The following is an 11,944-nucleotide window of genomic DNA, read 5'->3' on the forward strand; positions in this document are numbered from 1 at the left end:
GCTAATTTATATGAAAAAAATTACCCTGCTACTTCTATTGGCAAACCTCTCTTTATTTGCACAGCAAAAAAGAAATACAAAAACGGAATCTACAATAAAATTGACTGGAAAAATTGTAGAAAATGACAGCAAGCAACCTCTTGAATATGCGACAGTTGTACTTACCCATCTCAAGAGTAATGAAGTTTCTGGTGGTATTACCGATATAGAGGGTAACTTTTCAATAAGTATTCCAAAAGGAGACTATGCGGTTAAAGTAGAATTTATTGGGTTTAAAACCAAAAAACTACCAAATCAAAAATTAGAGGAAAACAAAAACTTAGGAACGATAACTTTGAAAGAAGATTCGGAGAGCTTAGACGAGGTAGAAATTATCGCTGAAAAATCAACTGTTGAGATACGGTTAGACAAAAAAATATACAATGTTGGAAAAGACATGACCCTGAAAGGAGGAAATGCTAGTGATGTTTTGGATAATGTTCCCTCTGTTAATGTAGATGCTGAGGGAGCCGTAAGTCTACGGGGTAATGAAAATGTACGAATTTTAATCGATGGAAAACCGTCGGCCCTTGTCGGTTTAAGCGGAACTGATGCCTTGAGAAATTTACCCTCTGATGCTATTGAAAAGGTAGAGGTGATTACCTCTCCATCTGCAAGATACGACGCGGAAGGAACTGCTGGTATATTAAATATAATACTTAGAAAAGGAAAGTTAACAGGATTTAATGGATCTATCAATACCACTATTGGTAATCCGGACATACTTACCATAGCACCAAATTTAAACTACCGAACTAAAAAGTTTAATCTATTTTCAAATTTTGGCTATTCGTATAGAAAAGGCCCCGGAAACTCAGATATAAAATTCTCCTATTTAAACGATGGTATTATCGACAGCACCCAAATTGAGAATAGAGTTTTTGATCGAGAAAATAAGAATTTTAATGCTTCCATAGGTATAGAATATTATCTAAACAAAAATAGTTCGATAACCGGTTCTGTTTTTTTCAGAGATTCGAAAGGAAATGATATTGCAACCAACCTAACGGATAGGTTCGTTATGGAAGATCCAACCCAAATTATAAAAAAGGAAAATCGTGTTGAAACAGAAATAGAGGATGGAATTGACACGCAATTCTCCCTAAATTACACTAACAATTTTGATGGTGAAGGAAAAAAAATAATTCTAGACTACCAATACAGTGATAGTGACGAAACGGAGCTTGCCCCTATTACTGTTGATGGAGTTTTAACAGAACAAAATTCCCAAATTACTAAATCAAAAGATCAATTGTTTCAAGCAGATTTTATTCTTCCAATTGGAGAGAATAGTCAATTCGAAATTGGTCATAAAACAACATTACAAGATTTATATTCTGATTTTAAGGTTCGGGATGGAAATGGAAATCCATTAGAATACGATCCTTCTAACGCCATAAAATTTCAACAAAATATATATGCATTTTATGCGCAATATGGCAATAAAATTGATGCGTTTTCGTATTTGTTAGGGCTTAGAACTGAAATTACCGATATTGATCTAGACGTAATTACAACCAACCAAGAATCTAATAAGAATTATACCGAATGGTTTCCTACCGTTAATTTAGGGTATGAATTCAATGAAACAGACAACTTAACTTTGGGGTATAGCAGAAGGTTACAAAGACCAAGATTCTGGTTTATCAATCCATTTGAATCTCGAAGTTCTGCCTACAATGTATTTAAAGGAAATCCAGATATTGACCCTACTTTCACAAGTTCATTTGATTTAGGCTATACCACTAAAATAAGTAAACTTACCCTTAATAGTTCTTTATACTATCAATATAGCACAGATATCATTCAAACGGTTTCTACTGTTGAAAAACGTGAAATAGATGGTGAAATCGAAGATGTATTTGTAAGGCAACCCACTAATTTAAGTAATGAAAATCGTTATGGTTTTGAGGTTACAGCCAATTATAATCCTATATCATGGGCTCGATTTTCCACTACCTTTAACTATTATCGATTTAAAATTGATGCCTTCACCTATGTATACACAGCTAACGATGGCGAAATAAAAACTATCGATTTTGATGCGGTAGATGACAATAGTTGGTTTGCGCGTTTTAACTCGCGAATAACCCTTCCGGGAAAAGTGCAATGGCAAACCAGAATTATGTATCGCGGTCCAAGGGTAACGGCACAAGAAGACAGAAAAGGTATGTTTGTTACCAATCTTTCCTTTAGTAAAGACTTGTTTAAAGAAAAAGCCTCTTTAGTATTAAATGTTCGTGATTTGTTTAACTCTAGAAAAAGAGAAACAATAACGTATTATGGAGGAAGAGAAAACCCTAATTCTATTGGGGATGGTTCTTTCCAATGGAGAGAGCGCCAAATAGCATTGAGTTTTACCTATCGATTTAACCAAAAGAAAAAACGAGAAAAAGAAAGAGGTGAATACGGAGAAGGTGGCGAAGATTTTGGAGGTTAAGATTCATAAAAGATTAATAAGTAGGCAAATACAATCCTATTATCAATAATGTGTTTTATCCTGTTGACGTATAATTACTAAATCTTATCGAAAGAAAATAGTATTCGAACGACAGCAGCATTATAACAGAAGTAAAATATTTACTTTTGAAAAAAAATAATCTTTCATTACATTAAAAAAGTATTCTTTACGGGGGGATACTTTTTTTGATTTATACGATTTCCATTACTCTATAAAACTTATTTTTATCGAAAATTTTAGCGTTTAAAAACTCGTTAACTAAGGGTTAACCCTGATATGTTTTTCAGTAGTATTGTCTATTGTGAAAACCTATTCTTAGACCTAAATTTGTTACAAACAAATACGCAATATTATATAATTAGAACTAACTGCTGTTTCATCAATTGTTTTCTTTACTAATTATCTTTAATTCTTGATATACGCAGTTAGTTTCCTGTAATTTTAAACTAACCAAACTTTTTAAAAAGAAATTAGGAACTTTAAATTTCTCGAAGCATATCATATAGATTGTTTTCTCTTTGAAGTCCTAATTTCTTTTTTATTCTATACCTCGTGGTCTCCACACTTCTTGGAGAAACATTGATTAAAAGTGCAACTTCTTTACTTTTTAGGTTAGAGACAATGTACGCACAATGTTTTAGATCATTCACCGACAAATTAGGAGCTAAATTTTTTAAGGTATCAAAAAAATCAGGTCTAATATTTTCAAACTGTATTTTAAATTCATTCCAAAGCTCTTCTTCCTCAACCATGGAGTTAAGCTTTTTATTTACCGTTAGTAAATAAGAGGGTACATTAGGAGTTCTTTCAATATATTGTTCCATATCGTTACACATTTTTCGGATGCTATCACAAAAGGTAGACAACTTTAAAACTTTTGAGAATAAGGTTTGCTCATTCCTTGAAAGTAGTTTTTGTGTTTCTATTTTATTTTGGGTTAAATCCTTGTTTTTAAATTTCAAATCTTCTATTAAATTCTCTAATCTTTTATTCAAGCATTCCATTCGAAGATTCTTTTTTTGTTTTTCTTATGTAAAATAAACGATATCAAATAAAGCGTACCAAAAAAAAGAAATGCCAAGACACTGTAAACTAGTAAACTTCGCTGTTTGTTAATAGTTCTGTTTTTATTAGATAAGTAGGCATTTTCTCTTGCGAAATCCTTTGCTAAAAAATCACGAAAAGAATTTTCAGCATACATCGTTTTAGCTGCTTGTTTATCACTTACAACCTTAAAATGCTGTAAAGCTTTATGAAAATCACCCTTTGATTCATAGACTCTACCCCATAATTCGTGTAATAAAACACTCGACATGCAATTTTCATTTACAGGAAATTGATGTGCTTGGCTTAAACAAGCGATAGCCTTATTGCTATCTTTTAATTCAAAATATGCCTCGGCTAAATACAAATGCAATAAACATAGTTTTTCTTGTTTAAAATTTAATTCTTTAGCCAGTTTTATACATTTTTTTGCATGTGCAATAACAGTATTCCATTTTCTTTCGTTTCTCTCTAAAAGAAGTAGATTTAAATAAGGATTGAATTGCAATTCTTTATGGTTACTTACACTATAAAATGCAATAGCTTTATTGTAGTGGCTTTTTGCGATAGGTAAATCGTTATAAAGTTGCCGCTGTAGCAACCCTAACTTATTACAAATACCTCCCAATAACATATTATCATTAGAACTCACTGCTAGCGCATATGCTTTTTCAAAATACGGAGTTGCCTGTTCGTAATTTTGTAACAGAAAACACCTGGTTCCACGTAAATATAAAACATTAGCATGCGTATTTGTATCTAACGGAAGTTCTTCGTTTGTACGTATAAACTTTAAAACGTCTAACAAAACACTTTTGTTTTCTGTGAGCTGATAAAGTTCACATTGCTCTGGAATCGTTTTTTTGTAGTTGGTACTAGTAATGCTAACTTCTTTCTCTAACCATAGAGAACCTCCAATACAAAATGTAATAAATAATAAAATATATCCCTTATTCATAAACCAAAATTATTTTACACTATCTTTATAAAACAGCTACCCTTCAGGTATTTACAATACGTACTAATGCATGTAATATGCTATGTATGATAGTAGTAGAAGTGGGAGATAAAATTAAATGTAGTAGTAAATAAGTCCTCTATATACAGTTATGTACTATGGAAGGTGCTAATATAAAAAAATACCCTACAAAAGTAATAGGGTAATGTTTTTTTTAATAATTTCTGTATTTTTTTGTAGTTTCAAAAACGTGCTCTAGAATTCGTTTTTCTTTATCGTCGAAAAGCAGCTCTCTTCTTCCCATAACAACTTTCGCTACCTCGAATACTTTAGTTGTTTTATATTCTGTAAAACCAGAGGACCCTCCCCAACTGAAGGACGGTATAAAATTTCTTGGGAATCCACTTCCAAAGATATTTGCGGAAACACCAATTACGGTTCCAGTATTAAACATCGTATTAATACCGCATTTGGAATGGTCACCCATCATTAAACCGCAAAATTGCAAACCTGTCTTGGCAAACCGTTGGGTTTCATAGTTCCAAAGTTTAACCTCCGCATAGTTATTTTTTAGATTGGAATTATTGGTGTCTGCTCCTAGATTGCACCATTCTCCAAGCACAGAATTTCCGAGATAACCTTCATGCCCTTTACTCGAATATCCAAAAAGAACAGAATTATTAACCTCTCCTCCAACCTTACAAAACGGCCCAAGAGTGGTAGCACCATAAATTTTGGCACCCATTTTTAACACGGAGTTTTCGCACATTGCCAGTCCTCCTCGCACTAAACATCCCTCCATAACTAACGCGTTTCTCCCAATATAAATTGGTCCTTTATCCGCATTAAGCGTAGCAAATGTTAGGCTTGCTCCTTCCTCGAGAAATATATCTTTTCGATTTATACATTGTACGGTATCTGGTATTGGTTGGGAGGTTCTTCCCGCTGTAATCAAATCAAAATCTGCCCGAATAGCAGCAGCATTATTTGAAAAAATATCCCAGGTATTATTGATTTTAAGAAGCTCCTCCTTACATTCGATTTGTTCATAAGCAGAAAGGTCGACTTCCTCTTGTGTTTCAGCAGTATAAAACGCCACAACATCTTCTCCTTTGAAAATTGCTTGCTTTGGCTGGAGCGATTTCACCATTTCTACTATAGCCTTGTTCGGAAGAAAAGATGCATTCAATAAAACATTTTCTTCCATTTCTACCATGGGGAATTTTTCCTCAAGATACTCTTCTGTAATTGTAGTAGTTGTAAAACCTAAAAACTTCTCCCATTTTTCCCGAATCGTTAAAATACCTATTCTAATATCAGCAACAGGACGTGTATAAGTAAATGGTAGTAGTGCATTTCTTACGTCTCCATCAAATAAAATGTAATTCATTTTTCTAAATTTTACAGCCTCACAAACTTAGCAAAATCATTTCATTTTACAAGTCAAAATTTTAACCTTACTTTTGTAGTATAAAAAATAAAACTAATTATGAAAAAAACATTAGGTATCATACTATTAATCATCTCTATAGCAGCAGGTTTGTACTTTGCATTCATTTATTTTATTCCATTTAGCGAAGGGGTGCGATCTGGAGAATTAATAAAAATTAGCCACAAAGGTGTTGTTGTTAAAACCTGGGAAGGAGAAATAAGTCAGGGAATTTCAGGTGCACAAATATTTTCTTTTTCTGTAGAAGATGTAAACAAAGAAGTTATCAAAGATTTACAAAAATATCAAGGTAGGTATGTTAAGGTGCATTACAAAGAACGTTTCGGAACATTTTTCTGGCTAGGAGATACCAAATATTTTGTAACCAAGGTTGTGAGGGAATCTTCTCCACACTTCAGAGGCGTCGAAAAAAACACAAATGAAGAAGACACCTTGGAAAAAGACATGGAGGTAAAGTAATCTGCCATGTTAAATCACAATGTGCTCTAAAATAAAAAAGGTTACAACAACGAAAAATAGCTATTTTTTTGAAGAAAAAAGATTTAAATTGGAAAGACAAACTTCATGAAATAATTTATGAAGCAGATACCGCTGAAGGTAAATTATTTGACGTTATTTTACTTATCGCTATTGTAACTTCAGTAGTATTAGTAATGCTCGAGAGCATTGCTTCTTTTCAACTAAAGTACGGTTACTATTTCAATATTGCTGAATGGATATTTACCATTCTTTTTTCCATCGAATATCTATTGCGAATCGTAGCAATAAAAAGACCTTTAAAGTATATTTTTAGCTTTTATGGTATTATTGATTTATTATCTACAATACCAAAATATTTATCGCTGTCTTTTGTGGGAACACACAGTTTAATTGCTCTTCGAGCACTCCGTTTATTACGTGTATTCAGAATCTTGAAATTAGCTCGCTATATTGGTGCTTCTAATAACTTTATAAAAGCCTTAAAAGCAAGCAAAACAAAAATAGCTGTATTTTTATTTTTTGTTTTTATTCTATGTATTATACTAGGTACAATAATGTATCTTATAGAAGGCGGTAAAAATGGTTTTACCAGTATCCCACGAAGTATTTATTGGGCAATTGTTACCCTCACTACTGTTGGATACGGAGATATTGCACCACAAACTCCTCTAGGACAACTAATTGCTAGTGTTATAATGATTTTAGGATATGGTATTATAGCGGTTCCGACGGGTATAGTTTCTTCGGAAATGGTTAAAACAGGAGATCTACATCTCAACACACAAGCGTGCCCAAATTGTTCGTATGCAGGCCATACAGATAACGCTGTGTTTTGTTATCATTGCGGACATAAATTACACTAGTGATGGAAAATACCTTAGTTACAATTGTTGGTGCGACAGCCATTGGAAAAACTGCTTTGAGTATTGCATTAGCAAAATATTTTAACTGTGAAATTATTTCATGTGATTCGCGTCAGTTTTACAAAGAAATGACCATAGGAACAGCGGTACCTGATCCTGAAGAATTAGCTGCTGCACCCCACCATTTCATTCAAACTAAAAGTATTTTTGACACTTACAGTGTGGGACAATTTGAAAAGGAAGCACTGCAAAAACTAGATGTTTTATTTCTACAAAATCCGATACAAATCATGGTTGGAGGAAGTGGCCTTTATGCTGATGCTGTTCTAAAAGGTTTAGACGAATTTCCTGAGATAGATCCAAAAATAAGAAAATCCCTTAATAAAGAATTAGAAGAAAACGGTATACAAATACTACAAGAGACATTACAAAACTTAGATGCTGTAGCTTATGAGAATATCGCAATTGAAAACCCACACAGGCTAATACGTGCTTTGGAAATTTGTATTGGTACAGGAAAAACATTCACCTCTTTCAAAAACAAACCCAAACAAAAAAGAAACTTTAAACCCATTGTAATTGGGTTGCATGCAGAAAGAGAAATTTTATACCATAGAATTAATTTACGGGTAGATAAAATGATTGCAAATGGCTTGATTAAAGAAGCAAAAGAGTTATACCCTAATAGAAATTTAAATGCGTTAAAAACGGTAGGATACCGCGAATTATTTGAGTATTTTGATGGAAATATTTCTAAGGAAACTGCCATTGAAGAGATCAAGAAAAATTCAAGAAGATTTGCAAAACGACAAGGAACGTGGTTCCGAAGGAACTCTGCAATAAAGTGGTTTGACTACCATACGGAGTGTGAAAAAATAATAAATTATATCGCCAAGGAACTATAATGTGCAAAAGGTTCGGTTAGTCTAAAATATAAAAACAGGGTAAAACTAAAAAAAATAATACTCCGCTATAATTAATATGCTGATTTTAGAGAATAGCTAAAACACTTTTATATATTTGTATAAATAAATTAAATAAAATGAGAGTAAAACTTATACTTTTAGGAGCCTTTCTAATATCTGCGCTATCCTTTGCACAAGGAAAAGTTGGTACTGTAAATATGGATTTGATAGTCAGTAAAATGCCACAGTCTAAAACTGTTATTGAGAGAGTCAGTAAATATGCGGTAAGGCTAGATTCATCACTTCAAGCAAAAACTGCAGCGTATAGTAATGCAATAAAAATATATGATAAAACTCAAGAATCACTTAACGAGGAGCAAAAGAAAGAAAAGTATGCAGAGTTAGCAAATATGGAAAAGGATATGAATAATTTTAGAACCAATGGGTCAAAACTATTACAAATCCAGAGAGATCAATTAATGCGTCCTATTTATAAAAAAATTAATGAGCAAATTATTGCTATCGCAAAAGAAGATGGATATAGCCAAATATTAACTACCGATAGAAATGAATTTGCTTATTTTGATGAAAATTTTGATATCACAAATAAAGTTCTACTGAAACTTGGTATTCAAGAATAATCTTTATGAATGTATGCTAAATTAAAAACGCTTCAACTACAATACCAAGGTTTTACAAAAACACCTTTTCTGTGGCATGGAAAAGGTGTTTTTGGTTTGGAGCAATATGAGCACGTCCTTACTAAAAGTCATTCCTTTAATACAACTATTACCGAAAAGTTACCACTGGGAAAACTAGCGGAGCGATTTGTTTTTTTTGAATTAAAAAAACAAAAAGCAATCCGTTTACTACTCGAAAACATTCAAATTCAGCGAGAAAAGATAACCCTCGGAGAATTAGACTGTATTTTTCAAGACAAGAACCAAGTTATACACCTTGAAATTGTTTATAAATTTTACCTCTACAACAGCTCGATAGGAAACTCAGAAATTGCCCATTGGATTGGCCCTAATAAAAAAGACACCTTACTGGATAAACTTAAGAAACTAAAGCAAAAACAATTTCCTTTAATAGCGGAAAAAGAGTGCATAGAATCTTTACAAAAACAAAAAATTTCTACCAAAAACATTCAACAACGCGTATATTTCAAAGCACAGTTATTTCTTCCATTAGGTACTGAAAAAAAAACATACCAACACATCAACAACAAATGCATAAGTGGATTCTATTGCAACGCCAAAGCACTTCACTCCTTTGATACGTACAAATTTTATATTCCAGCAAAATTAAACTGGTTTGTAACACCTCATACACAAGTTTCATGGTTAGATTTTTATTCTTTTAATAAACAAATAGAAAATCTCCACTCACAAAAAAAATCTCCTCTGTGTTGGGTAAAAAAAAGAAACGGAGAATTGCTTAAACTTTTTGTGGTTTGGTGGTAACTTTATTTTTGGCTACTTTTTTTCGTGCGTTAATAAAGTATACACCGGTGAGAAGAATAATACAGGCAATTATCGATTGGAGCGAAATATGCTCTTCCAAAAAATACCACCCCAAGAGAAGCGCAATAACAGGATTGACATATGCAGATGTAGCGACCTTTTCTGTGGAAACTACTTTTAACAAATAATTAAAAGCAGTAAAAGCAACAATACTTCCAAAAACTACAAGTAATACCATTGAAAATTGCACTTTACTAGACCACTCAAAAGGAGAGCTCCAACTTTCATGAAATAACAAACTACACACCAGTAATAATACTCCTGCAACAAGCATTTGATAGCCCGTACTTACGAAGAAATTTTGTGGTAAATTAGCCTTAGACACAAAAACACTTCCATAACTCCAACTTAAAACACAACTGAGAATCATTAAAATACCCAAGATACTATTTTCAGAAGTTGTGATTTCTTGCTGACTCACTAATAGATACATCCCTAAAATACCCAAAAAAACTCCCAACAAAGACTTCTTCTGCATTTTTTTTCCGTCAATCAGACGTAACAGAAACAAAACAAATAATGGCTGTGTAGAGGCTAACAAAGCTGCAAAACCAGAATCTACATATTTTAAAGCCCATACAAAAACACCATTGCCATATACTAAAAAAAGAAAACCAGCTACTATCGTGTTAAGAAATTGGCTTTTTGTAATGGTTAGTGGCTTTTTTAAAATTTTAGCAATAACCATTATTAAAATTCCAGCAACTAAAAACCGAATAGAAGCCAATAAAAGCGGAGCAATTTCTGAAACGGCTATTTTATTAAACAAATACGTAGAGCCCCAAATAACATAAATTGAAAAAAATGCAAGCACTATTAAAATTGTTGACTTTTTCATATAGTTTTAATATTCATGTAACGTAAAAATTGTTTGTCCTAATTATGTAAAAGATAAAAGGATGAGTTGGTTATAGAGAATTTACAATAAAGTTTCTAGATAATGAGTATCAATGCTATATGCATTTTTTAATGCTTCTATTTTATGTTCTATACTTTCACTATCCGTATGCTTAGAAGACTTTACTGCTGTTAACATAACATTTTTACGGGTGTGTTCGTTGCTTATAAACTCAAATACATTGGTAGTATAATTATTCTTTTCTAAAATGAGAGCCCGTATAGTATCGGTTACCATTTCGAACTGTCGCTCTTTAAAAATCCCATACCTCAAAATGGGGTCTTTTTGTGTTTTACCTTTCACTTGTTGTCGTATTTGTTTATGACAACAAGGAGCACAAATAATTAGAGATGCCTGAGAAACCAAACCTTTATAAATTGCATCATCAGTAGCGGTATCACATGCATGAAGTGCTATTAATATATCAATTTTTCTTTCGTTATAGTCTTGAATTTTCTGTGCTACAAAATGTAAATTACTAAAACCACATTTTTTAGCAATAGCATTACAGTACGTTACTAAATTCTCACGCAATTCAATTCCTGTAATACTAACATCGTACAAACCCTTTTCTACTAAATAATCATAAAGTGCAAAAGTTAAATACCCTTTCCCAGAGCCCATATCCACAATATGCAGTTTTGACGGAAGTTTGGCTGCATGCAATTGTACCTCAATTATTTCTAAATACTTGTTTATTTGACGAAACTTATCGGCCATTTTAGGAATTACATTGTCATTTTTATCCGTAATTCCTAAATAGTGCAAATAGGGTCTATTTACTGCTCTTTTAACTTTTATTTTATCGTGATTTTCAGGTAGTTTATTTTTAAAACTAGGTTTATTTATTTTATAACTCACCTTTTTCTTCTTAGATATAAAAACCTGTAAATCATTCTCTAAGGTAAACAAAACACAAGCTCTAAACATATTTTGCAATAACTGCTCCAACTCTAATTTACTTTCTTCTAAAGTATAGTTTTTAACCTGATCATTAGTAGTGTACCGATACAAAAATTGAAAATAAATTTCATCTTTTAGTACTATTTGCCGTATGTAAACATTAGATAAATTATCAGACTTTCGCAGAGGCTTACTTAAGGTAAGTTTTACGAAATTATAGCGAGAAACACTAGTTTCAAACGCTTCAAGAAGTTGAAATAACGAATCTGTCATGCTACAAAAATAAGAAATTGGAAACTAAAACAGTACCAGAGTTTACTCAAAAAAAGAATCGACAGCAAAATTAAATTTGCCATCGATTCGTGCTTAAAAAGAGAGACTATAAAAGTCGTATACCTTACGGTAATAAAACTGTAT

General features: G+C 32.3%; 11 protein-coding genes. 6 read left to right on the top strand and 5 right to left on the bottom strand.

Going from position 1 to position 11,944, the window contains the following annotated elements; all coding sequences use genetic code 11:
* The first annotated feature begins 10 nt into the window (after positions 1-10).
* A complete protein-coding gene (locus BSU00_RS04610) occupies positions 11-2,479 on the top strand; it encodes an outer membrane beta-barrel family protein (RefSeq protein WP_105003311.1) in 2,469 nt (822 codons plus the stop codon).
* 500 nt (positions 2,480-2,979) lie between these two features.
* On the opposite strand, the gene BSU00_RS04615 is transcribed toward BSU00_RS04610, so the two are convergent.
* The 3 genes from BSU00_RS04615 to BSU00_RS04625 form a co-directional block, all read right to left on the bottom strand.
* Positions 2,980-3,504 (bottom strand): hypothetical protein, encoded by a 525-nt coding sequence (locus tag BSU00_RS04615; RefSeq protein ID WP_105003312.1) that lies wholly within the window; start codon positions 3,502-3,504, stop codon positions 2,980-2,982.
* Entirely contained in the window at positions 3,492-4,502 is a 1,011-nt protein-coding gene (locus BSU00_RS04620) for a hypothetical protein (RefSeq protein WP_105003313.1), read from the bottom strand. The genes BSU00_RS04615 and BSU00_RS04620 overlap by 13 nt, the downstream gene beginning before the upstream one ends.
* 214 nt (positions 4,503-4,716) lie before the next feature.
* Complete coding sequence (locus BSU00_RS04625) at positions 4,717-5,892, bottom strand: GlmU family protein (protein ID WP_105003314.1); 1,176 nt, start codon at positions 5,890-5,892, stop codon at positions 4,717-4,719.
* Positions 5,893-5,991: 99 nt separating this feature from the next.
* Here BSU00_RS04625 and BSU00_RS04630 point away from each other — a divergent pair, with 99 nt between their 5' ends.
* The 5 genes from BSU00_RS04630 (at position 5,992) to BSU00_RS04650 (ending at position 9,666) form a co-directional block, all read left to right on the top strand.
* Positions 5,992-6,411 (top strand): 6-phosphogluconate dehydrogenase, encoded by a 420-nt coding sequence (locus BSU00_RS04630; RefSeq protein WP_105003315.1) that lies wholly within the window; start codon positions 5,992-5,994, stop codon positions 6,409-6,411.
* A 68-nt stretch (positions 6,412-6,479) separates the two neighbouring features.
* Positions 6,480-7,295, top strand: coding sequence for an ion transporter (locus BSU00_RS04635; RefSeq protein WP_369820259.1), 816 nt, complete (start codon positions 6,480-6,482; stop codon positions 7,293-7,295).
* Between the two features lie 2 nt (positions 7,296-7,297).
* Positions 7,298-8,200: a tRNA (adenosine(37)-N6)-dimethylallyltransferase MiaA gene (miaA, locus tag BSU00_RS04640; protein WP_105003317.1), complete on the top strand. Its 903-nt coding sequence runs from the start codon at positions 7,298-7,300 to the stop codon at positions 8,198-8,200.
* Between the two features lie 137 nt (positions 8,201-8,337).
* Entirely contained in the window at positions 8,338-8,841 is a 504-nt protein-coding gene (locus tag BSU00_RS04645; protein ID WP_105003318.1) for an OmpH family outer membrane protein, read from the top strand.
* A 9-nt stretch (positions 8,842-8,850) separates the two neighbouring features.
* The gene (locus tag BSU00_RS04650; protein WP_105003319.1) at positions 8,851-9,666 is read left to right on the top strand and encodes a DUF1853 family protein; all 816 of its coding nucleotides are present in this window, start codon (positions 8,851-8,853) and stop codon (positions 9,664-9,666) included.
* Here BSU00_RS04650 and BSU00_RS04655 read toward each other — a convergent pair.
* Complete coding sequence (locus BSU00_RS04655) at positions 9,641-10,564, bottom strand: EamA family transporter (protein ID WP_105003320.1); 924 nt, start codon at positions 10,562-10,564, stop codon at positions 9,641-9,643. The genes BSU00_RS04650 and BSU00_RS04655 overlap by 26 nt on opposite strands.
* An 81-nt stretch (positions 10,565-10,645) precedes the next feature.
* Positions 10,646-11,800, bottom strand: a complete 1,155-nt coding sequence (locus tag BSU00_RS04660; protein ID WP_105003321.1) for an SAM-dependent methyltransferase — start codon at positions 11,798-11,800, stop codon at positions 10,646-10,648.
* Between the last annotated feature and the right edge of the window lie 144 nt (positions 11,801-11,944).

The sequence above is a fragment of the Tenacibaculum sp. SG-28 genome, from assembly GCF_002954385.1.
In the GTDB taxonomy this organism is placed as follows: Bacteria; Bacteroidota; Bacteroidia; order Flavobacteriales; family Flavobacteriaceae; genus Polaribacter.

Excerpts from the sequence above, each read along its gene's own strand:
- BSU00_RS04630 (WP_105003315.1), top strand. The coding sequence starts at position 5,992 with ATGAAAAAAACATTAGGTATCATACTATTAATCATCTCTATAGCAGCA.
- BSU00_RS04650 (WP_105003319.1), top strand. The coding sequence starts at position 8,851 with ATGTATGCTAAATTAAAAACGCTTCAACTACAATACCAAGGTTTTACA.
- BSU00_RS04610 (WP_105003311.1), top strand. The coding sequence starts at position 11 with ATGAAAAAAATTACCCTGCTACTTCTATTGGCAAACCTCTCTTTATTT.
- BSU00_RS04655 (WP_105003320.1), bottom strand. The coding sequence starts at position 10,564 with ATGAAAAAGTCAACAATTTTAATAGTGCTTGCATTTTTTTCAATTTAT.
- BSU00_RS04625 (WP_105003314.1), bottom strand. The coding sequence starts at position 5,892 with ATGAATTACATTTTATTTGATGGAGACGTAAGAAATGCACTACTACCA.
- miaA (WP_105003317.1), top strand. The coding sequence starts at position 7,298 with ATGGAAAATACCTTAGTTACAATTGTTGGTGCGACAGCCATTGGAAAA.
- BSU00_RS04615 (WP_105003312.1), bottom strand. The coding sequence starts at position 3,504 with ATGGAATGCTTGAATAAAAGATTAGAGAATTTAATAGAAGATTTGAAA.
- BSU00_RS04645 (WP_105003318.1), top strand. The coding sequence starts at position 8,338 with ATGAGAGTAAAACTTATACTTTTAGGAGCCTTTCTAATATCTGCGCTA.
- BSU00_RS04620 (WP_105003313.1), bottom strand. The coding sequence starts at position 4,502 with ATGAATAAGGGATATATTTTATTATTTATTACATTTTGTATTGGAGGT.
- BSU00_RS04660 (WP_105003321.1), bottom strand. The coding sequence starts at position 11,800 with ATGACAGATTCGTTATTTCAACTTCTTGAAGCGTTTGAAACTAGTGTT.